This is a genomic window from Propionicimonas sp., from assembly GCF_049840635.1.
In the GTDB taxonomy this organism is placed as follows: Bacteria; Actinomycetota; Actinomycetes; order Propionibacteriales; family Propionibacteriaceae; genus Propionicimonas.
Map to the genome: position 1 here is coordinate 215,183 of NZ_JASGKL010000005.1, position 20,259 is coordinate 235,441.

The 20,259-nt window shown below is 72.1% G+C and carries 20 protein-coding genes; 2 read left to right on the forward strand and 18 right to left on the reverse strand.

Annotated features, from left to right (window positions below; translation table 11 throughout):
• The first annotated feature begins 62 nt into the window (after nucleotides 1–62).
• Nucleotides 63–809 (forward strand): DeoR/GlpR family DNA-binding transcription regulator, encoded by a 747-nt coding sequence (locus QM779_RS07015; RefSeq protein ID WP_428538345.1) that lies wholly within the window; start codon nucleotides 63–65, stop codon nucleotides 807–809.
• 36 nt (nucleotides 810–845) lie between these two features.
• The gene (locus QM779_RS07020; protein ID WP_428533624.1) at nucleotides 846–1,850 is read left to right on the forward strand and encodes a DNA topoisomerase IB; all 1,005 of its coding nucleotides are present in this window, start codon (nucleotides 846–848) and stop codon (nucleotides 1,848–1,850) included.
• 9 nt (nucleotides 1,851–1,859) lie between these two features.
• On the opposite strand, the gene QM779_RS07025 is transcribed toward QM779_RS07020, so the two are convergent.
• The 18 genes from QM779_RS07025 to QM779_RS07110 form a co-directional block, all read right to left on the reverse strand.
• Nucleotides 1,860–2,027, reverse strand: a complete 168-nt coding sequence (locus QM779_RS07025; RefSeq protein ID WP_428533626.1) for a YHS domain-containing protein — start codon at nucleotides 2,025–2,027, stop codon at nucleotides 1,860–1,862.
• A gap of 694 nt (nucleotides 2,028–2,721) precedes the next feature.
• Complete coding sequence (pyk, locus tag QM779_RS07030) at nucleotides 2,722–4,128, reverse strand: pyruvate kinase (protein ID WP_428533628.1); 1,407 nt, start codon at nucleotides 4,126–4,128, stop codon at nucleotides 2,722–2,724.
• 45 nt (nucleotides 4,129–4,173) lie between these two features.
• The gene (locus QM779_RS07035; protein WP_428533630.1) at nucleotides 4,174–5,088 is read right to left on the reverse strand and encodes an RluA family pseudouridine synthase; all 915 of its coding nucleotides are present in this window, start codon (nucleotides 5,086–5,088) and stop codon (nucleotides 4,174–4,176) included.
• Entirely contained in the window at nucleotides 5,081–5,617 is a 537-nt protein-coding gene (locus QM779_RS07040; RefSeq protein WP_428538348.1) for a signal peptidase II, read from the reverse strand. Before QM779_RS07040 ends, QM779_RS07035 begins: the two co-directional genes overlap by 8 nt.
• 32 nt (nucleotides 5,618–5,649) lie before the next feature.
• Nucleotides 5,650–6,090 (reverse strand): TraR/DksA family transcriptional regulator, encoded by a 441-nt coding sequence (locus tag QM779_RS07045; RefSeq protein WP_428533632.1) that lies wholly within the window; start codon nucleotides 6,088–6,090, stop codon nucleotides 5,650–5,652.
• 113 nt (nucleotides 6,091–6,203) lie between these two features.
• On the reverse strand, nucleotides 6,204–7,193 hold the full coding sequence (locus QM779_RS07050; protein WP_428533634.1) for a DivIVA domain-containing protein: 990 nt from the start codon (nucleotides 7,191–7,193) through the stop codon (nucleotides 6,204–6,206).
• 137 nt (nucleotides 7,194–7,330) lie between these two features.
• The gene (locus QM779_RS07055) at nucleotides 7,331–7,606 is read right to left on the reverse strand and encodes a YggT family protein (RefSeq protein WP_428533636.1); all 276 of its coding nucleotides are present in this window, start codon (nucleotides 7,604–7,606) and stop codon (nucleotides 7,331–7,333) included.
• A 12-nt stretch (nucleotides 7,607–7,618) separates the two neighbouring features.
• Nucleotides 7,619–8,098, reverse strand: coding sequence for a cell division protein SepF (locus QM779_RS07060; RefSeq protein WP_428533638.1), 480 nt, complete (start codon nucleotides 8,096–8,098; stop codon nucleotides 7,619–7,621).
• Nucleotides 8,099–8,184: 86 nt separating this feature from the next.
• The gene (locus tag QM779_RS07065; RefSeq protein WP_428533640.1) at nucleotides 8,185–8,892 is read right to left on the reverse strand and encodes a polyphenol oxidase family protein; all 708 of its coding nucleotides are present in this window, start codon (nucleotides 8,890–8,892) and stop codon (nucleotides 8,185–8,187) included.
• A 14-nt stretch (nucleotides 8,893–8,906) separates the two neighbouring features.
• Nucleotides 8,907–10,064 carry a cell division protein FtsZ gene (gene ftsZ / locus QM779_RS07070; RefSeq protein ID WP_428533642.1) on the reverse strand — a complete coding sequence of 386 codons (1,158 nt, stop codon included), beginning with the start codon at nucleotides 10,062–10,064 and terminating at the stop codon, nucleotides 8,907–8,909.
• A gap of 182 nt (nucleotides 10,065–10,246) precedes the next feature.
• Nucleotides 10,247–10,963, reverse strand: a complete 717-nt coding sequence (locus tag QM779_RS07075) for a cell division protein FtsQ/DivIB (RefSeq protein ID WP_428533644.1) — start codon at nucleotides 10,961–10,963, stop codon at nucleotides 10,247–10,249.
• Nucleotides 10,960–12,366: a UDP-N-acetylmuramate--L-alanine ligase gene (murC, locus tag QM779_RS07080; RefSeq protein WP_428533646.1), complete on the reverse strand. Its 1,407-nt coding sequence runs from the start codon at nucleotides 12,364–12,366 to the stop codon at nucleotides 10,960–10,962. Before murC ends, QM779_RS07075 begins: the two co-directional genes overlap by 4 nt.
• A 4-nt stretch (nucleotides 12,367–12,370) precedes the next feature.
• On the reverse strand, nucleotides 12,371–13,474 hold the full coding sequence (gene murG / locus QM779_RS07085) for an undecaprenyldiphospho-muramoylpentapeptide beta-N-acetylglucosaminyltransferase (protein ID WP_428533648.1): 1,104 nt from the start codon (nucleotides 13,472–13,474) through the stop codon (nucleotides 12,371–12,373).
• Nucleotide 13,475: 1 nt separating this feature from the next.
• Nucleotides 13,476–14,738, reverse strand: a complete 1,263-nt coding sequence (ftsW, locus tag QM779_RS07090) for a putative lipid II flippase FtsW (protein ID WP_428533650.1) — start codon at nucleotides 14,736–14,738, stop codon at nucleotides 13,476–13,478.
• Between the two features lie 13 nt (nucleotides 14,739–14,751).
• Nucleotides 14,752–16,242, reverse strand: a complete 1,491-nt coding sequence (gene murD / locus QM779_RS07095; protein ID WP_428533652.1) for a UDP-N-acetylmuramoyl-L-alanine--D-glutamate ligase — start codon at nucleotides 16,240–16,242, stop codon at nucleotides 14,752–14,754.
• On the reverse strand, nucleotides 16,224–17,291 hold the full coding sequence (gene mraY, locus QM779_RS07100) for a phospho-N-acetylmuramoyl-pentapeptide-transferase (RefSeq protein ID WP_428533654.1): 1,068 nt from the start codon (nucleotides 17,289–17,291) through the stop codon (nucleotides 16,224–16,226). The genes murD and mraY overlap by 19 nt, the downstream gene beginning before the upstream one ends.
• The gene (locus QM779_RS07105; RefSeq protein WP_428533656.1) at nucleotides 17,288–18,733 is read right to left on the reverse strand and encodes a UDP-N-acetylmuramoyl-tripeptide--D-alanyl-D-alanine ligase; all 1,446 of its coding nucleotides are present in this window, start codon (nucleotides 18,731–18,733) and stop codon (nucleotides 17,288–17,290) included. Before QM779_RS07105 ends, mraY begins: the two co-directional genes overlap by 4 nt.
• Nucleotides 18,726–20,255, reverse strand: coding sequence for a UDP-N-acetylmuramoyl-L-alanyl-D-glutamate--2,6-diaminopimelate ligase (locus tag QM779_RS07110; RefSeq protein ID WP_428533658.1), 1,530 nt, complete (start codon nucleotides 20,253–20,255; stop codon nucleotides 18,726–18,728). Before QM779_RS07110 ends, QM779_RS07105 begins: the two co-directional genes overlap by 8 nt.
• Nucleotides 20,256–20,259 lie beyond the last annotated feature (4 nt).

Here is a 20,259-nt window from a genome sequence, read left to right on the forward strand (position 1 = left end):
TGGTCAGCCCCTACACCCCGTCCCTCGCCGGGCTCGGCAGTTCGCCGAAACGGTCGCGCCGGATGGCCGACATCCTCGACTACGTGAGCGAGCACGGCGAGGCGTCCATCCAGGACCTCGGCCAGCACTTCCGCGCCTCCGCCGCCACCCTGCGGCGTGACCTCGGCCTGCTCGCCGACCAGGGCCTGCTCGTCCGCACCCACGGCGGTGCGACCGTCGGGGGCTCACCGGCAGAAGTGCCGGTCGCGTTGCGGGACACCCGCTACTCGGACGCCAAGCTCCGGATCGCGAGGGCCGCCGCCGCACTGATCCCGCACGAGCGGCAGGCGGTGAGCTTCAGCGGGGGCACCACCACCGCAGCCGTCGCCCGGGAACTCGCCTGGCACACCGACCTGACCGTCATCACCAACTCGCTGACGATCGCCACCCTGATGGCCCGGTTCCCGCGCCTGAAGGTCGTGATGACGGGCGGGATCCTGCGTCCGCAGTCACTCGAACTGGTCGGTGTCCTGGCCGAGGGGACGTTCCACGCGGTCAAACACGTCGGCACGGCCATCCTGGGCGCCGACGGGATCTCGGCAGCCGACGGTGTCACCACCCACGACGAGACCGAGGCGCGCACCAACCACGCCATGGTCAGCAAGGCCGAACGCACCGTCGTGGTCGCGGACGGCTCGAAGGTCGGCCGGTCGGCGTTCGCGCCGATGGCCGAGATCGCCGAGATCGACATGCTGGTCACCGACGACTCCGCGGACGCGTCCGAACTCGACCGCCTGCGCGCGCTCGGCGTCCACGTGGTCGTCGCCTGAGGAATGGGCCCGCCGCTGTGCGGGTAGCAGTGCGGTGTGCCGCGACTTCGCAGGGTCTCGCCCAACGTCCCCGGGTGGCGCCGGACGCGGCACGGCCGCGGGTTCAGCTACACGGACGCCGAGGGCCGGCCGCTCACGGCTGAGGAGCGCGATCGGGTCGCCGCCCTCGTGATCCCGCCGGCGTGGCGCGACGTCTGGATCTGCCCGTATGCCAACGGCCACCTGCAGGCGACCGGCGTGGACGCCGCCGGTCGCCGCCAGTACCTCTACCACCCCGCCTGGCGCGAACGGCGGGACCGGCTGAAGTTCGACCGGGTCGCCCGCGCGGCCGCCGACCTGCCGCGGGCGAGGGCACGGGTGACCCGCGACCTCGCCCGCGACGGCATGCCGCTCGATCGCGCCGCAGCCCTCGCCGTCCGGCTGCTCGACCTGGGCTACTTCCGGATCGGGAACGACCTGTACGCGGACGCCCACGGCTCGTTCGGCCTGACCACGCTGGAGCGGCACCACGTCCGCAGGCACGGCCGGCAACTGGTGTTCCGGTTCGTCGGCAAGTCCGGCATCGAGCACCTGGTCACGATCAGTGATCCCGCCGCGATCGCGGCGCTGGGGACTCTCCGCTCGCGCAGGGACGGGGGCCGGCGGCTGCTGGCCTATCGCGGCGGCGGCGGATGGGCGGACCTGACCTCGGGAAGCGTGAACGCGTACCTCGCCGAACTCTTCGACGGCGGCCTCACCGCGAAGGACTTCCGCACGTGGCACGCGACCGTGATCGCGGCGGAGTCGCTCGCGCTGAGCGAGGAGCCCGGTCGCAGCGCTGCGTCGCGCGGCCGCGCCGTCCGCCAGGCCGTCCGCGACGTGGCGGGCTACCTCGGCAACACCCCCGCAGTGGCCAGGTCCGCCTACGTCGATCCGCGGATCATCGACTGCTACGAGTCGGGAGCGACGATCGCCGCGGCCGCATCCCGCCGGTACCGCACCGCGCAGGCGAGGCAGGCCGCGCTGGAGCGCGCCGTGCTGGAGCTCCTCGAGGCCGGGTAGGTATCGCCGTCAGCTGCCGGTGTTGCCCACGTGGCGGCCGGGATCGGCGAGGAAGGCCTCACGGCACTCGTCCGAGCAGAAGTGGTAGGTCTGGGCGTCGTGCACCGCGGACGGCGCCGTGGCCGCGTCCACCGCCGCCCCGCACACCGGGCACTCCTCGGTCGTCCGCGTCGTCATCTCGCACTCCTGCCCTCGGCTTCCCCCTCTGTACCCGCCGCCTCGACGCCCCACACGCCCGGATCGTCCGCAGCCACCACCACAAGGTGGACGCATCTGCGGCGAACTCACGACAATCCGTCCACCGTGTCGTGGACGCCACCCGCCGCCACCACAAAGGGGACGCGACCTCGCTCTCTCGAAACCCGCGCGATCGACATCGAGATCCCGGCTTCCGCCGGGATGACAAGGCAGGTGGCCCTCAACAGCATGGACGGCGCCGAGAGCGAGCGCCCGGGAGGGCCACCACCACCACAAGGTGGACGCTTCTGCGGCGAACTCACGACAATCCGTCCACCGTGTCGTGGACGCAACCCGCCGCCACCACAAAGGGGACGCGACCTCGCTCTCTCGAAACCCGCGCGATCGACATCGAGATCCCGGCTTCCGCCGGGATGACAAGGCAGGTGGCCCTCAACAGCATGGACGGCGCCGAGAGCGAGCGCCCGGGAGGGCCACCACCACCACCACAAGGTGGACGCTTCTGCGGCGAACTCACGACAATCCGTCCACCTTGTTGTGGACGCAACCCGCCGCCACCACAGAGGGGACGCATTTGCGGAGAACTCACCACAAAGCGTCCACCTTGTGGTGGACGGGACGCGCGGAGGGCCGCCGGGAAACCCGGCGGCCCTCCTGGTGGGAACGGGTGCGGTCAGTCCATCTCGTAGACGCGCAGGGAGTTCGTCTGGCGCGAGTGGCGACCGGGGTTGCCGGCGACGATCACGACGCGGTCGCCGTGGTGCAGGAAACCGGTCTCGGTGAGCGCCGTCTGGACGGAGTCAACCATCGCGTCGGTGTTCGTGTACTCCGGCGTGACGTAGCTCTGCACGCCCCAGCAGAGGGTGAGCTCCTGGGCAGTCTTGGGCAGCGGGGTGAACGCCATGATCGGCACCTCCGAACGCAGCCGGGCCAACCGGTGCGGGGTGTCCCCGGAGATCGTGAACGCCGCCAGGTACTTCGCGCCCGTCCGCTCCGCCACGTCGACGGCGGCCTTCGAGATGACGCCCGAGGTGGTGTGCGGGTTCCAGTTCAGGGCCCGGATCTTGTCGAGGCCCTCGTCCTCGGTGCGGGCGATGATCCGCGCCATCACGCCGACCGCGTCGAAGGGGTAGTCCCCCACCGCCGTCTCGCCGGACAGCATCACCGCGTCCGCCCCGTCCAGGATCGCGTTGGCCACGTCGGACGCCTCCGCGCGCGTGGGGCGGTGCGCGGTGATCATCGACTCCAGCATCTGGGTCGCGACGATCACGGGCTTCGCCCAGGCGCGGGCCGCGTCGATGATCCGCTTCTGGACACCCGGCACCTCCTCCAGCGGCAGCTCCACGCCGAGGTCGCCGCGGGCGACCATGAAGGCGTCGAAGGAGTCGATCACCTCGTACAGGTTCTCGATCGCCTGCGGCTTCTCCAGCTTGGCGATGACCGGGACGACGCGCCCCTCCTCCTCCATCACCTTCCGGACGGGCTCGACGTCGGAGGCGTTGCGGACGAACGACAGCGCGACCATGTCGACGCCGTGGCGCAGCGCCCAGCGCAGGTCACGCTCGTCCTTGTCGCTCAGGGCCGGCACGCTCACGGGCACGCCGGGAAGGTTGATCCCCTTGTGGTCGGACACCTTGCCGCCGATGACCACCTCGGTGACCACGTCGGTGTCGGTGACCTCGACGGCGCGCAGCTCGATCGCGCCGTCGTTGATCAGGATCTGGTCACCGGGACGCACGTCATCGGTGAGGGTCTTCAGGGTGGTGGACGCGCGCTCGGCCGTTCCGGGCACGTCCTCGGTGGTGATCGTGAAGGTCGCTCCGGGCTCGAGCATCGCCGACCCGTCCGCGAACTCGCCGAGCCGGATCTTCGGCCCCTGCAGGTCCGCGAAGATCCCGATCGGGCGGCCGACCGTCCGAGCGGCGTCTCGGATCCAGGCCACTCGCTTGGCATGGATCACATGGTCGCCGTGGCTCATGTTCAGCCGGGCGACGTTCATCCCCGCTTCGACAAGCTTGACGATGGCTTCCGCAGAATCGGTCGCTGGGCCGATCGTGCACACAATCTTTGCTCTACGCACGTCACAACACGATAGCCGACCGCGGGACGGCCTTCCGGGCACGGGTCAGCCGCGGACGAGCTCCAGCGCTGCCCTGAGGTCCTCAGGGTATCCTGACGAGAACCTCACCAACTCCCCGGTCCCGGGGTGGACGAAGGCCAGTTCCACGGCATGCAGCCACTGCCGCTCCAGCCCCAGGCGGGCAGCCAGGACCGGATCGCCGCCATAGGTCGGGTCGCCGACGCACGGGTGCCGGATCGCCTGCATGTGCACGCGAATCTGGTGGGTACGGCCGGTTTCGAGGTGGACCTCCAGCAGCGTGACGGCCGGGAAGGCCTCCAGCATCCGGTAGTGGGTGATGCTGTGCCGACCGCCCGCCACTACGGCCATCCGGTAGTCCGCGCCGGGGTGCCGTCCGATGGGGGCGTCGATCGTCCCCTCGAACGGATCGGGGTGGCCCTGGACGAGCGTGTGGTACGTCTTCTCAACTTCGCGGGACCGGAATGCACGTTTGAGCGCCGTGTATGCGGGCTCGCTCTTGGCGACCACCATCAGGCCGGACGTGCCGACGTCCAGGCGTTGCACGATGCCCTGGCGCTCGGCCGCCCCCGAGGTGGAGATCCGGAAACCGGCCGCGGCGAGGTGCTCGACGACGGACGGCCCGTCCCACCCGAGGCTCGGGTGCGCGGCCACGCCGGCGGGCTTGTCGACGACGACGATGTCGGCGTCGTCGTGGACGATCCGGATGCCGGCCACCTCGCTCGGCACGACCTGGACGGTGGGCGCGGACGTGATCTCGACCTCGAGCAGGTCCCCGGCCCGCACCCGGTGGGACTTCGGCACGACGACCGAGTTCACCTGCACCTGCCCGGCGTCGGCGAGTTCGGAGACCCTGCTGCGGGACAGCCCGGTCATGCGCGCGGCGGCCGCGTCCACCCTGTCGCCATCGAGGCCGTCGGGGACCAGCCAGACGCTACTCATCGCCGGAGGAGGCCTGCTCCTTCAGCCGGACGCCGCCGAGCGAGACCTGGGAGACCATGGAGAGCCAGATGACCAGCACCGCGGCGGCGGTGATGAACATGTCCGCCACGTTGAAGATGGCGAAGTACGGCAGCTGGATGAAGTCGATCACGTGCCCGTGGAACGGCCCGGGCTCCCGGAACAGCCGGTCGGAGAGGTTGCCCATGATCCCGGCCAGCAGCAGCCCGATCGCCACCGCCCAGCCCCGGTGCCGCACGCGGGGGACGATGAACGCGAGGACGCCGACGAGCGCGGCGATCGCGACGACCGTGAGGGCGACCGTGAAGTTCTCCCCCATGCTGAACGCCGCCCCCGGGTTGCGGATCAGCTGGAGGGTGACCAGCCCTCCGAGCAGCGGGACGGGGTTCTGCGGGTCGAGGTTCGCCAGCGCGAGGTTCTTGACGAACAGGTCGACGCCGTAGCCGACCACCGCGATGCCGAGGCACAGGGCACGCAGGCGTCCCACCCGCGCCGCGGGCGCGGCGGGCACCACCTGGTCGGACACCACGACGTCCTCGCCGGCTATCGCCGTTCCTCCCGCTGCTTGCAGGCCACGCACATGGTGGCGCGGGGGAACACCTGGAGGCGGTCCTTGCCGATCGGCTGGCCGCACGACTCGCAGATGCCGTAGTCGCCGGACTCGAACAGGCGGTACGCCAGCTGCGCCTGCTCCAGCATGTCCCTGGCGTTCTGGGCCAGCGACATCTCCTGGTCGCGCTCGAAGTTGGAGGAGCCGACGTCGGCGGGGTCGCGGCCCGCACCGTCCGTGCCCTCCTCGAACAGGTCGGCCAGCCCGGCCTCGGCGACCTCGATGGCCCGCTCCATGCGGGCGATGTCCGCGAGGAGTTCCTGGCGGATCTCCTCGACCTCTTCCTCGGTCCAGGGATCCTCACCCTCGGCCACAGGGAAGGAGGCCGCGGGCCTGGGGGTGACCGTGGTCTCCCGGGTGCGTGCCGACGCCATCAAAAACTCCTCCTGCTGATGTCTGAGCAGGGAGAGTACCACCTGCCCGGCGACCTCCCTCCGGAAACGCCGGACGCCGCCCCGAGGGGCGGCGTCCGGTGGGGATCAGGCGATCAGTTGCCTTCGCTGAGCAGGGCGTCCAGCCGCGGGGTGGCCGACTCGGGCGCCGGTTCGCTGAGGATCGCCGGGGTGTCGGACGGCTCGATCGTGGCCTCCGTGAGGGCCGAGATCTGGCTCTGCAGGTGGTTGGCCATGTTCGTGCGGAAGGACGACTCGAAGCTGCGCAGGTGGTCGACCTTGCCCCGCAGCGTGTCGCGCTCCTGCTCGAGCGCCGTGAACAGCTCGGCGCGGCGGGCGTCGGCCTGGCCGTTCACCGCGTCCGCCCGCTGCTGGGCCTCAGTGGTGACCTTCTCCGCGTTGACCCGGGCCTCGGACTCGATCCGGTCGGCGCGCGTGCGGGCGTCGGTCAGGCTCTCGTGGGACTTCTTGTTGGCGCTGTCGATGACGCTCTCGGCCTCGGCGCGGGCGGACGAGACGATCTTCTGCGCCTCGACCTGGGCCTCGCCGACGAGGCGCTCGGCCTGCTCGGTGGCCATCTGCAGCAGCCGGGTGACCGCGGGCGAGGCCTCCGCCGACGACGTCACCACGATGTTCTCGACCTTGCCGACCGGCGCGGTGGGCTCGGCCGGAGCCGGCTGGGCCGCCGCCTGCTGGAGCTGGGCGACCTGGTTGCGGAGCGACTCCAGCTCGGACTGCGCCGCGGACAACTCGCCGCGGGCCTGCTCGAGTTCCTGGGCGCGCTGCGCGAGCTCCTCGTCCTTGCCTGCGAGCTCGCCCTTGACCCCGTCCAGCTCGCTCTGGCGGCCCTGCAGGTCGGCCTTCAGCTTGTCCGCCTCGGCGGAGTCGCCCGGCACGAAGATGCTCGACGGCTCGCTCGAGCCGAGGGCGTCGACCTGCTGCTTGAGGGTCGCGTTCTCCTCGGTGAGCTGTGAGAGGGTGGCCTCGACCTTGTCGACGAAGTTGTCGACGTCCACGGGCTCGTAGCCGTTCCGCCGGGCCAGGTGGAAGCGGGTCTGGCGGACCTGTTCGAGGGTCAGGGTCATTGCTCACCTCACGTGATCGGTACCGGGACCCGCGCGAGCGGGCCCCGAAGGGCGTTCTCAGGCTAGTGCGTCGGGAAAGCTCCGTCCAAGAGCGGCAGAATTCGTGGCTCGCAGGGGTAAACCCGAGGTCAAGACATTCACAGCCAGCTCACCAGCAGCGCGATCACCACGTAGAGGACGGTGAAGGCCACGTCGAGGCGGAGGTCGCCCAGCCGGACCACCGGCAGCACCCTCCGCAGGGCCCGCAGGGGTGGGTCGGTGAGGGTGAGGACGAGCTCAGAGAGCACCCGCAGGCCGCCGGCCGGCTCCCAGTTCCGGATGAACAGCGGCACCAGCGACAGCACCGCGCGCAGGGTGAGCAGGGCGAGGAACGCCCCGCAGAGCCCGTGGATGACGACGAGCACCGGGCCCATGGGACGCGCCTTTCAGGACTGGTTGAAGAACCCTCCGGCGAGGCGTTCCTTGTCCTCCGCGGCAACGGTCACGTTGTGGGGCGACAGCAGGAACACCTTGCTGGTGATGCGTTCAATGCTGCCACGCAGTCCGAAGATCAGGCCGGCGGAGAAGTCGACGAGGCGCTTCGCGTCCGCGTCCTCCATGTCGCCGAGGTTCATGATCACGGGAATCCCGTCGCGGAAGTTCTCCCCGATGGTGCGGGCCTCGTTGTAGGTGCGCGGGTGCACGGTGGTGATCCGGTTGATGTCCGCCACCCGCGGGTGCTCCTTGGCGGGGCGCCGGGTCTCCAGCTCGGTGACCGTGGCCGGCGCGGACGCGGGCTTCTCCTCGGCCTGCCGGGGATCCACCACCTGTTCGGTGACCTCGTCGAGGTCGGGCTCGACCTCCGCGTAGTCGTTGTCAGAGACGAGGCCGAGCCACACGGCCGCCTTCTTGAAGCGATCAGCCATCGTTTGCTCCCTACGTGTCGCCAGTCCCGATTGATGCTAGCCGCGCACACCGTTCCGTCCGGAAAGGCACGCCGACCCTGCCGAGGTCAGAGGAGCCAGACGACGCCGGCCTGGCGACCGGATGCGGCGGCGTCACGGCGGAAGGAGTGGAGCGTGGGCGTCGTGCGGGTGCACGGGTCGACCCGGACGACCGTGCAGTCGAGCGCCTCCAGCTGGGCCCGGGCCGCCGCACCGAGGTCGAGCGACGGGGTCCCCCAGCTCGTGGCCGCGACCGCTGCCGGGTGCAGTGCGCCGAACTCATCGCGCAGGGTCGCAGGGACCTCGTAGCAGTCGCCGCAGATGTGCGGCCCGATCCAGACGGCGATCGTCGACGCACCGAGTCGGCTCATCGCGGCGACGGTGGCGGGCAGGACACCGGCACCAAGGCCCACCCTGCCGGCGTGCGCTGCTCCCACGACCCCTCCCGCGGTGTCGGCGAACAGCACCGGAAGGCAGTCGGCCGCCCGAACCGCCAGCGCGATTCCCCGTGCCGTCGTGACCAGGGCGTCCGCCTCTTCCGCGGCGAGGGCACGCGGGTCGGTCCCCGCGTCCACCACGACCACCCGGTCGCCGTGGACCTGGTGGACGTTCAGGACAGGGACACCGAGTTCGGCTTCCGCCCGGTCCCAGTCCGGGGCGCGCCACGCGTCCGGCCAGAGCAGGCTCAGGTCGAGCCGGCCGCCGTCGGGGGCGACGGCGTCGAAGAACGCGACCCCGACGCCGTCGGCGCCGGGGTCGTTACGGAAGCTGAACACAGCGCGGGCGGGCTCTACTTCAGGAAGTCGGGAACGTCGAGGTCGTCGTCGTCCGCGGGGGGCTCCTCGATCTTCGGAGCCGGCTTGAGGACGGGCTGCGGGGCCGCAGCGGTCTCCTCCTCCGCCTCTTCGGGCTGCACGGCCACAGGCGTGGGGGTCGGACGCGACACCACCGGCTCCGGCCTGCGCACCTCGGGACGGGCCACGGGCTTGCGCGGCGGCTGCCCGCCGTCGAAGCCCGCCGCGATCACGGTCACCCGCACCTCGTCGCCGAGCGCGTCGTCGATGACCGTGCCGAAGATGATGTTCGCGTCCTCGTGGGCCGCCGCCTCGATGAGGTTCGCCGCGGCGGAGACCTCGAACAGGCCCAGGTCGGACCCGCCGGCGATCGAGAGGAGCACGCCGTGGGCGCCGTCGATGCTGGCCTCCAGCAGGGGCGAGGAGACGGCCATCTCGGCCGCGGCGCGCGCCCGGTCCTCGCCGCGGGCCGAACCGATGCCCATCAGCGCCGAGCCGGCGTTCTGCATGACGGCCTTCACGTCGGCGAAGTCCAGGTTGATCAGGCCGGGCGTCGTGATCAGGTCGGTGATGCCGGACACGCCCTGCATCAGCACCTGGTCGGCCTGGCGGAACGCGTCCAGGATCGCCACGTGGTGGTCGGTCATCTCCAGCAGCTTGTCGTTGGGGATGACGATCAGGGTGTCGACCTCCTCGCGGAGGGTGCCGATGCCGTCCTCGGCCTGGCTCGAGCGGCGTCGGCCCTCGAAGCTGAAGGGGCGCGTCACGACGCCGATGGTCAGCGCGCCCAGCGAGCGCGCGATACGCGCGACGACCGGCGCGCCGCCGGTGCCGGTGCCGCCGCCCTCGCCCGCGGTCACGAAGACCATGTCGGCGCCCTTGAGCACCTCCTCGATCTCGTCCGCGTGGTCCTCGGCGGCCTGGCGGCCCTTGGCCGGGTCAGCGCCCGCGCCGAGGCCACGGGTGAGGTCGCGGCCGATGTCGAGTTTCACGTCGGCGTCGCTCATCAACAGTGCCTGGGCGTCCGTGTTCACCGCGATGAACTCGACGCCCCGAAGGCCCGACTCGATCATCCGGTTCACGGCGTTCACGCCGCCGCCGCCGACTCCGACCACCTTGATGATCGCGAGGTAGTTCTGGGACGCAGTGGCCACGAATCCCACCCTTTACTTCTGCAATTGATGCCTTGACGTCATTGGTTCGACGAAGCGGGCGAACCGGGGAAGGCAACAGCTTCGGCGTGAGCCCAAGGCTAGGCACCCCGTTTTGGGGTTGTCCAAGAATGCCTGTGGGCTCGGCGTGTCCCTCAAGTTGGGGTTCAGGGTTGGGCCGGAATTCATCGCCGGGTAGGAAAGGCGGGCGCGGAGACGTTGAACTCGGTGCCGCCGAGCGGCAGCAGCGCGTCCAGCACCTCGCTCTTCAGCGCGGAGTCGTCCGCGCTCCCCCAGATCACCCTGGCGCCATCGGTGAGGCGCAGCTCGATGCCGTCCCGGCTCGGCGCGGCCAGCCGGGACACCTTCGACGCCGTCTGTGGGCTGAGCGAGGAGAACACTGTCCCCACGTCGACCAGCACCTGCTGGTCGTCCGGATCCGCGTCCACCACGACCAGGCCTGACGGTGCGGTGTGGACGGCCCGGAAGACCACGCCCTCCGCGTCCGCGAGCAGGTAGCCGCCGCCGGCGGGGATGGCCAGTCGCGGCTCCCGCTCCGTCACCGCGACCCGCACCGTGCCCGGCCAGCTGCGGGTCACGGTCACCGACGCGACCGGCGGCAGCCCCGCGACGCGGTCGGCGACGGCTCCGGTGTCCAGGCGGACCATCGGCGTCCCCACCCCCACGTCCGCGGCGGCGAGGACGTCGGCCCTCGTCAGGACGTCGGTCCCCGTGACCGTGACCGCGCGGACGGCGAGCACGGGTGAGAACCCGACCACCCAGACGGCGGCCGCGAGGAGGGCGACGACGAGACCGGCGACCAACCAGCGCAGCCAGCGCCGCCTCCGGTCGCCGCGCCGGCGCAGCTGCAACCGCGCGGTCGCGTCGCGGACCTCACTCATCCCTGCTCCAGGAGCCGGGCGAGGGCAGGGCCGACCTTCGTCACGTCGCCCGCACCGAGGGTCACGACGAGGTCTCCCGGCCCGACCAGGGCCGCGAGGGCGGGCGCGGCGTCCGCGACCGCCTCCACGTAGCGGACGCGACCGGGGGCCGCCGCTTCCGCCGCGTCGGCGACCAGCCGGCCGCTGACGCCGGGGATCGGGTCCTCCCGCGCGGGGTAGATGCCCAGCACCAGCACCTCGTCGGCCAGGCCGAGCGCCCGTCCGAACTCGCCGGCGAACTCACGGGTGCGGGTGAACAGGTGCGGCTGGAAGCAGGCGACCAGCCGACCCTCACCGACGAGCCCGCGCGCCGCGGTCAGCGTGGCCGCAACCTCTGTGGGGTGGTGCGCGTAGTCGTCGAACACCCGGACGCCGCGGGCCTCGCCGACCGGCTGGAACCGGCGCTGCGTCCCCGCGAAGTCGGTCGCACCCGCCCGCAGCAGGTCACCGGGGAGGCCGAGCGTCCTGCCGACCGCGTACGCCGCCGCGGCGTTGTGGAGGTTGTAGCGGCCGGGCACTGCGAGCGTCAGCGGCCCCGTGTCGCCGTCGGCCGTCAGCGTCGCCGTCGCCCCCGACGGCGGATACGCCAGTCCGCTGAGCCGGACGTCGGCGCCCTCGGACTCGCCGAAGGTCACGACGGACTTACCCGCCGCCCTCGCCCGGACCTCCAGTGCCCGGGTGCCCGGGTCGTCGGCGCTCAGCACGACCGTGCGGACCGCGTCGGCTGTCACGAGCCGGACGAAGCCCTCGCCGTAGGCCTGCGGCGTCCCCCAGTTGTCGAGGTGGTCGGCCTCGATGTTGGTGACCACGACGATCGAGGCCGGGTACTGCAGGAACGAGCCGTCGCTCTCGTCCGCCTCCACGACGAACGCCTCGCCGGCGCCGACGTGCCAGGCGTGCCCGGTCGCGGCGAGCGGGGAGCCCACGACCCAGCTGGGGTCGGCGCCCGCCCCGGCGAGCAGTGTCGCGGCCATGGCCGAGGTGGTGGTCTTGCCGTGGGTGCCGGTGACCGCAACGCCCGTCCGGCCCGCCATCAGCGCGGCGAGCGCCGTGCTGCGGTGCCAGATGCGCAGGCCCCTGCGCCGCGCCTCGGCGAGCTCCGGGTTGCTCTCGCGCACGGCCGAGGACACCACCACCGTCGTGGCGTCGCCCAGCTGGGTCGCGTCGTGCCCGACGTACGTGCGGACGCCCAGGTCCCGCAACTCGGCGAGCGTCGCCGAGTCGGCCTGGTCGCTCCCGCTGACCGGCACCCCCGCCTGCGCGTACATCGCGGCGACACCGCTCATCCCGGCGCCGCCGATGGCGATGAAGTGCACACCGCCGAGCTCGGCGACCGGCACCAGCGGGACGGGTTCGATCAGCATGGGTTCAGTGTCGCTGCTCCGCGACGTCGAGCACCAACCGGGCCAGGGCCGCGGACGCGTCCGCCGGCACCAGCCGGCGGCAGTCCGCGGACATCCGGGCCAGCCGGTCCGGGTCGTCGAGGAGCCCGGTGACCTCGCGGACGACGCGGTCCGCGTCGAGGTCCGCATCGGCGATGAGCACGCCGGCGGCGGCCTCGACGAGGAAGGTGGCGTTGCGCGCCTGCTCGCCGTTGCCGTGCGGCAGCGGGACGAAGATCGTCGGCAGCCCGGTCATCGCCGTCTCCATCACCGTGCCCGCGCCCGACCGTCCGAGCATCAGGTCGGCCGCGGCGTAGGCGTCCCCCATCTCGTCCACGTACCCGACCGGGACGTACGCCGCTCCCGTGTCGGGGTCCGTGCGGGCGACGGTCTCCGGGGTGAGGTTGGCCGGTCCCAGCACGTGCAGGACGCTGATCCCGCGGGCCATCAGCCGGTCCACAGCGCCGAGGGTGGCGAGGTTGAGGCTGCGGGCGCCCTGGGAACCGCCGCTGACGAGCAGCACGCTCCCCCGCTCGGGCAGCCCGAAGGACGCCCGGGCCGCGGGCCGGCGCGCAGCCCGGTCGAGGGTGGCGATCCCCGCGCGCACGGGCAGGCCGAGCCGGGTGGCGTGCGGGAGGCTGGTCTCGGGGAAGGTGGTCGCGACGTACGGGGTGAACCGGGCGGCGATCCGGTTGGCCAGCCCGGGGACCGCGTTGCCCTCGTGCAGGACCAGCGGCACCTTCGCCCTGCGCGCGGCGAGGTAGACCGGCAGCGACACGTAGCCGCCGAAACCGACCGCCACCTGCGCGGAGTGGTGGCGGAGGATCGCCCCTGCCTCCCGGACGGCCTGCGCGAGGTGGCCGGGCACGCGGAGCAGTTCGGGGGTGAGCCGGCGTGGCAGCGGGACCGGAGGGATCAGCTCCAGGCGGAGACCGGCGTCCGGGACCACCCTGGTCTCCAGCCCCTTCGGCGTGCCCACGCAGGTGATGTCGACGTCGGCCAGCGACTCCAGCGCCCGCGCGGTCGCGATCAGCGGCGAGGTGTGGCCGGCCGTCCCCCCTCCCGCCAGCACGATCCGGACCGGGGTCATCTCACCCGCGTCCCTGCGCGGTGGTGACCAGCGCCTGCCGGTGGGCCCTGGCGCGGCGGCGCGCGAACGCCCGCGCCTCCGGCTCCTGGCGCGCGCAGGCCAGCAGGACGCCGAGCGCCATCAGGTTGGCCATCAGCGCGGACCCGCCGTAGGAGAGCAGCGGCAGCGGGACGCCGAGGACCGGCATCATGCGCAGCACGACGGCGATGTTGACCAGGGCCTGGATCATGAACCAGCTGGTGATCCCTGCCGCGGTGTACCGGCAGAACCGGATGTCGGAGCGCATCGCGATCCGGAACCCCGCGTAGCCGAGGACGAGGAACAGCGACAGGACGAGCAGCGTCCCGACCAGGCCGAGCTCCTCACCGATCACGGCGAGCATGTAGTCGGTGTGGGACTCCACGAGGCCACCCCACTTCTGGCGGCTCGCGCCCAGGCCGAGCCCCCACCAGCCGCCGGAGGCGAGCGCGAAGATCGCCTTGATCGGCTGGTGGTTCACGCCCAGGGGGTCGAGGTCCTGATTGAAGAAGCCGAGGATCCGGGACATCCGGTACGGGGTGGTCAGCACCAGGACGCCGACGCCGAGGGCGACGACGCCGACCAGCGAGCCGATCACCTTCCACGACGCCCCGACGTACCACAGGGCCACCAGCACGATCGCCCCCATGATCATCCCGGTACCGAGGTCGGACTGGAGCACCACCAACCCGATCAGGATCAGCGAGACGGGCAGGAAGGGGATCAGCAGGTGCCGCGGGTCGGACAGCCGCTTGTGCTTGCGGGCGAACAGGTCGGCGCTCCACACCACGATCGCGAGCTTGGCCAGCTCCGAGGGCTGGATGCCGAACCAGGACCCGAACCGGATCCAGTTGGTGTTGCCGTTGTTGGAGTACCCGAGCGGGGTGAACGTCGCCACCTGCAGCACCAGCGCCGTGACGACGAGGATCCAGCCGAACACCTTCAGCTGCTTGGGTGAGCGCTGGGCGAGGACGAAGGCGAACGCCCCGCCGAGGACGAGGAACAGCGCCTGCCGCTTCACGAAGTAGTAGGCGTCGTCGTAGCGGACGAACGCGTACACGCTGGACGCGGACAGCACCATCATCACGCCGAGGCCCAGCAGCAGCACCGCGGGCACCAGCACGAGGTAGAAGCTGGCCTGTGGATGGGCCAGCCACTCGACCACGAGACTGCGTCGGCGGCCCTCTGCGGGCGGCTCCGACGCGGTTCCGCGGCGATCCACGATGGGGGAAGACAGGATCGCCACTGGTTTCGTCCTCCTATCCGGTCAACGTCGTGACCGCTGCGGCGAACGCGTCGCCCCGCGCGGCGTAGTCGGGATACATGTCCTTGCTCGCGCAGCCGGGTGCGAGCAGCACGACGTCCCCGGGCACCGCCCGGGCCGCCGCCCACTCGACCGCCTGCTGCATTGCTCCATGATCGCTGGTGTCCAGCACGTTGACGGGCACCTCGGGCGCGTGTCGGGCGAGCGCGTCGGCGATGACGTGGCGGTCCACGCCCAGCACCACGACCGCGCGCAGCTTCGGCGCGACGGCGGTGACGAGGTCGTCGAACGTCGTCCCCTTCGCCTGCCCGCCCGCGATCCACACGACGTGGTCGAACGCGGCCAGGGACGCCGCCGCCGCGTGCGGGTTGGTCGCCTTGGAGTCGTCGACGTAGCGGACGCCGCCGACCTCGGCGACGGTCTGGATGCGGTGGTCGCCGAGGCGCAGCCGCCTCAGGCCGTCCGCGACGGCCGTCGGGTGCACGCCGAAGGAGCGAGCCAGCGCGGCGGCGGCCAGGGCGTTCTCCACGTTGTGGGGGGCGTACGGCACCACGTCGGAGAGCTTGGCCACCTCGATCGCGGAGTCGCGGCGCTGCGGGATGAACGCCCGGTCGACCAGCAGATCGTCGACCACGCCGAGCATGGACGGGCCGGGGATGCCGAGCGTGAACCCGATCGCCCTGGCCCCCTCGACGACCTCGGCCTCCTCCACCATGTGTTCGGTGGCGGGGTCGGCCACGTTGTAGACGCACGAGCGCTGCACACGCGCGTAGATCCGGGCCTTGTCCGCGGCGTAGGCGGCCATCGGGTCGGTCACCCCCGGCGGCCAGCCGGCGGAGTCGGCGTACCACTCCAGGTGGTCCGGAGCGAGGTTCAGCACGGCGGCCGAGTGCAGCGAGAGGCTGTTCGTCCAGTGCAGCTGGAAGCTGGACAACTCGACGGCCAGCACGTCGTAGTCGACCTCGTCCAGCACGGCCTCGACGATCGGGCGGCCCACGTTGCCGACCGCACTGGTCCGCAGCCCGGCGGCCGTGAGCATCGACTCCAGCATGCCCACGGTCGTGGTCTTGCCGTTGGTGCCGGTGACCGCGAGCCACGGCACCGTCCGGTCGGGCAGGCTCATCCGCCAGGCGAGTTCGACCTCGCCCCAGACCGGGACGCCCCGCAGCGCGGCCTGCGCGAGCAGGGGCGCCGACGGGCGCCAGCCGGGCGAGGTGACCACGAGGTCGACGTCGTCGGGCAGGGTGTCGGTGGCCCCGGGACCGAGCCGGACGGTCACGTCCAGCATCTCCAGCACGGTCGCCTTCTCCTGGTTGGCCGGGCTGTCGGACGCGTCCAGCACGACCACCCGCGCGCCGAGGTCCATCAGCCCGTCGGCCGCGGCGAAACCGGAGGTGCCCAGCCCTGCGACCACGACGGTCGCCTGCGACCAGGGCGAGAGGCGGTCCGCCCCGGCCATCCAGTCCTTCACGAACCCACGACCCATTCGGTGTAGAAGATGCCCAACCCGGTGGCGGCGAAGAGTCCGCAGATGATCCAGAACCGGACCGTGATGGTGACCTCCGCCCAGCCCAGCAGCTCGAAGTGGTGCTGCAACGGGGCCATCTTGAACAGCCGTTTGCCCTTGCTCAGCTTGAACCACCCGACCTGCAGCACCACCGACATCGTGATGATCACGAACAGCCCCGCGATGACCGGCATCAGCAGCTCGGTGCGGGTGAGCACGCTGAGCGCGGCGAGGGCACCACCGATCGCCAGCGACCCGGTGTCGCCCATGAAGATCTTGGCAGGGCTCGCATTCCACCACAGGAACCCGAAGCAGGCCCCGGCCAGGGCCAGCGACACCACGGCGAGGTCGTGCGGGTTGCGCACTTCGTAGCAGAGCGTCCCCGCGTCCGCCCACGCGCAGGACTGGTTGTACTGCCACACGTTCACGAACGTGTAGGCGGCGAAGACCATGGCCGCCGCACCGGTGGCGAGGCCGTCGAGGCCGTCGGTGAGGTTGGCCGCGTTCGACCAGGACGCCACCAGCAGCGCGATCCAGATCACCGCGAGCCAGATCGGCAGCTGGAGCCACGGCAGGTCGCGCAGGAACGAGATCGCCTGGCTGGCCGGGGTGAGGCCGCGCGCGTCCGGGAACTGGAAGGAGAGGACCCCGAAGGTGACCGCCACCGCGGTCTGGAGGCCGAACTTCGCCCACGCGTGCAGGCCGAGCGAGCGGGCCTTGCTGATCTTGATCCAGTCGTCGGCGAGCCCGACCATGCCCAGCCCGGTGAACAGGCCGAGCGCCAGGACGCTGGTGGCGCTCGGCGGGGTCCACGTGGCGAGGTGCGCGACCACGTACGCGAGCAGGACGCTGATGATGATCACGATCCCGCCCATGGTGGGCGTGCCGCGCTTGGTGTGGTGGCTGGTGGGGCCGTCATCGCGGATGAACTGGCCGTACCCGCGACCGACGAGGAAGCGGATGGCGTAGCGGGTGCCGAGGAGGGTGCCCAGCATGCCGATCGCCCCCGCGAGCAGGATGCTCCTCATGGTCGGCCGCCTTCCGGGGTCACTGACAGGTCTTCGGCCACGGTCTCCAAACCTAGTCCCCGGGAGGCCTTCACCAGCACCACGTCCGTGGGTCGCAGCCAGGCCGACGCCGCGGCCGCGGCGACCTGCCGGTTCGGGACAAGCATCGTCGCCTGGCCGTACCCCGCGGCGAGGTCGGTGGCGTGGTGGCCGAGCGCGATCACCGCGTCGATCCCGAGGTCCGCGCACAGGACACCGATCTCCCGGTGGGCGTCCGGCGCGCCCTCACCCAGTTCGAGCATGTCGCCGAGGACGGCCAGCAGCCGTCCCCCCGGCCGGCGCAGGGACGCCAGCGTGCGCAGCGCCGCCGCCATCGAGTCGGGATTGGCGTTGTAGGCGTCGTTGACGACCAGCAGCCCGTCGGGTCGCTCGACCAGCTCCATCCGCCAGTGCGAACGCGCCTCCGCGTGTGAAAGAGCAGCGGCGACAGCGGCCACCGTGAGCCCCTGGCTGAGCGCGACCGCCGCGGCGGCGAGGGCGTTGCCGACCTGGTGGGCACCTGAGACCTGCAGCTGGACGGGCGCGGACGCGTCGGGATGGACCGGGCCAGGAGCGGTCCCCGATTCGGTCGAAGGGGCAGCGTGGAGGACGAAGGACGGACGCTGCAGGGCGTCGGCGCCGATGTCGCTCGCCCAGACGCGCAGGTCTCCCCAGCCGGGCTCCCCCGCGGTGCTGAACGCGGCCAGCCGTGCCGGGGTGCGCGCACGCATCGCGGTGACCAGCGGGTCGTCGTCGTTGAGAACCGCCCAGCCGCCGGCGGGGACCGCCTCGACGAGCTCGCCCTTCGCCTGCGCGATCGCCTCGACCGAGCCGAACTCGCCGAGGTGCGCGTGCCCGACGTTCACCACGACGCCGACGGACGGGGGCACGACGCTGCACAGCCAGGCGATGTGCCCCTGTCCCCGCGCGCCCATCTCGCTGACGAGGAAGCGGGTGGAGGGCGTGACCCTGGTGGCTGTCAGCGGCACCCCGATCTCGTTGTTGAACGAGCCGACCGGAGCGACCGTCTCCCCCGCCGTGGCGAGCACCTGGGCGAGCAGGTCCTTCGTGCTGGTCTTGCCCGACGAACCGGTGATCCCGATCGTCACCATTCCGGCCGCGCTCGCTTCCGCGGCGACCGCCCTGCCGAGGACGGCGAGTGCAGCGAGGGTGTCGCCGACCAGCAGTTGCGGCACCGGGAGGTCCAGCGCGCGCTCGACGAGCAGCGCGGCGGCGCCGGCGTCCACCGCCGCCGCGGCGAAGTCGTGGCCGTCGGCCCGCTCGCCGTGCAACGCGACGAACAGGCACCCCGGGGTGGCGGCCCGGGAGTCGATCACCACGTCCGGGCCCACCGCAGTCCCCGGATCGCCCACCCGCACGGCGCCCAGGACCTCGGCCAGCCTGCCGACGGCGACCTCACGCATACTGCTCCTCCCGGCCGGGGTGCAGGACGGACCAGGCCCGCCGCACCTCCGTGACGTCATCGAAGGCGATCGTACGATCGGCCAGCTGCTGGCCGCTCTCGTGCCCCTTACCCAGCACGGCCACCCAGTCGCCGGGCCCGGCCAGGCGCAGGGCCATCGCGATGGCCTCCCCCCGTGCGCCGCCGTCAAGGACCTCCGCGCCGGACTCCCCCGCGGCCTCCCTCGCCCCGGCCAGCACCTGCGCCCTGATCTCCTCCGGCGGCTCGCTGCGCGGGTTGTCGTCCGTGACGACCACGACCGACGCCGTCGTGGCGGCCGCGGCGCCCATCGGTCCGCGCTTGGCGTGGTCCCGATCGCCCCCGCAGCCGAGTACGGCGATCCGGCGGGTCTCGGGCAGTGCGGTGAGTGCTGCGGCCACCGCCTCCGGTGTGTGGGCGAAGTCCACCACGACCCCCGGGGCGTCCGCACCGAGGTCGACGCGCTGCATGCGGCCGGGCACGAACGCGGTCGCGAACCCCGGGAGCGCGCGCTCGAGGTCGACGCCGGCGAGGTCGAGCATCGCGACAGCCGTGGCGGCGTTCCGGACGTTGAACCCGCCCAGCATGCCGAGGGCGAACTCCCGCTCGCCACCCGGCGTGGCCAGCCGGACGACGGACGACCCGTCGGCGACGACCTCGCTGCCGAGCGGCCGGTAGTCCCCGGTCGCCCCTGTCGTGACCAGCGGGACCGCGCCGCGCTCCCGCAACTCCGCCTCCAGCCGTCGGCCCCACTCGTCATCGGTGTTGACGACTGCCGCGCGACAGCGGCCGTCCCGGAACAGGCTCGCCTTGGCCTGGAAGTAGGCCTCCTGCGTCACGTGGAAGTCGAGGTGGTCGCGGCCGAGGTTGGTGAAGGCCGCCACGTCGAACGTCACCCCGTCGACCCGGTGCAGCGCCAGCGCGTGCGAGGACACCTCCATCGCGATCGCGTCCGCGCCCTGTTCGACCATCAGGGCCAGCAGCGCCTGCAGGTCGGGCGACTCGGGCGTGGTCACGGTGGTCCGCGGCGAGGCCAGCGTCCGGCCCGCCAGAGTGAAGCCGATCGTGCCGATCGTCCCGACGGTGTGGCCGGCGGCGGCCAGCCCCGCGGCGACCAGGCACATCGTGCTGGTCTTGCCCACCGTGCCGGTCACCCCGAACAGGCCCGCCCTCTCGGCGGGCCGCCCGTAGACCTCCACGGCGACCGCCGCCATCTCCCCGCGCGGGTCGGCCACCACGACGACCGGGACGTCGATCGCCTCCAGGTACTCGCGTCCGGAGGGATCGGTCAGGACGGCCGCGGCGCCCGCGGCCACCGCGTCGCCGGCGAACCGCGCGCCATGCGTGACCTGCCCCGGCAGCGCCACGTACAGGTCACCGGGGCGCACGGACCGGGAGTCGAGGCTCACCCCCGTGACCGGGATCGCCGGCGCCTGCGGCAGCACGGCCGACAGCAGCGTCCCCGGGGTGGCGGACGGCCGGAGCACCGCGGGCGTTGTCGACATGGGC

Excerpts from the sequence above, each read along its gene's own strand:
- QM779_RS07110 (WP_428533658.1), bottom strand. The coding sequence starts at position 20,255 with ATGTCGACAACGCCCGCGGTGCTCCGGCCGTCCGCCACCCCGGGGACG.
- QM779_RS07060 (WP_428533638.1), bottom strand. The coding sequence starts at position 8,098 with ATGGCTGATCGCTTCAAGAAGGCGGCCGTGTGGCTCGGCCTCGTCTCT.
- murC (WP_428533646.1), bottom strand. The coding sequence starts at position 12,366 with ATGCTGATCGAACCCGTCCCGCTGGTGCCGGTCGCCGAGCTCGGCGGT.
- QM779_RS07015 (WP_428538345.1), top strand. The coding sequence starts at position 63 with ATGGCCGACATCCTCGACTACGTGAGCGAGCACGGCGAGGCGTCCATC.
- QM779_RS07075 (WP_428533644.1), bottom strand. The coding sequence starts at position 10,963 with ATGAGTGAGGTCCGCGACGCGACCGCGCGGTTGCAGCTGCGCCGGCGC.
- QM779_RS07035 (WP_428533630.1), bottom strand. The coding sequence starts at position 5,088 with ATGAGTAGCGTCTGGCTGGTCCCCGACGGCCTCGATGGCGACAGGGTG.
- QM779_RS07055 (WP_428533636.1), bottom strand. The coding sequence starts at position 7,606 with ATGGGCCCGGTGCTCGTCGTCATCCACGGGCTCTGCGGGGCGTTCCTC.
- murG (WP_428533648.1), bottom strand. The coding sequence starts at position 13,474 with ATGACCCCGGTCCGGATCGTGCTGGCGGGAGGGGGGACGGCCGGCCAC.
- mraY (WP_428533654.1), bottom strand. The coding sequence starts at position 17,291 with ATGAGGAGCATCCTGCTCGCGGGGGCGATCGGCATGCTGGGCACCCTC.
- QM779_RS07025 (WP_428533626.1), bottom strand. The coding sequence starts at position 2,027 with ATGACGACGCGGACGACCGAGGAGTGCCCGGTGTGCGGGGCGGCGGTG.
- QM779_RS07050 (WP_428533634.1), bottom strand. The coding sequence starts at position 7,193 with ATGACCCTGACCCTCGAACAGGTCCGCCAGACCCGCTTCCACCTGGCC.
- QM779_RS07045 (WP_428533632.1), bottom strand. The coding sequence starts at position 6,090 with ATGGCGTCGGCACGCACCCGGGAGACCACGGTCACCCCCAGGCCCGCG.
- murD (WP_428533652.1), bottom strand. The coding sequence starts at position 16,242 with ATGGGTCGTGGGTTCGTGAAGGACTGGATGGCCGGGGCGGACCGCCTC.
- QM779_RS07105 (WP_428533656.1), bottom strand. The coding sequence starts at position 18,733 with ATGCGTGAGGTCGCCGTCGGCAGGCTGGCCGAGGTCCTGGGCGCCGTG.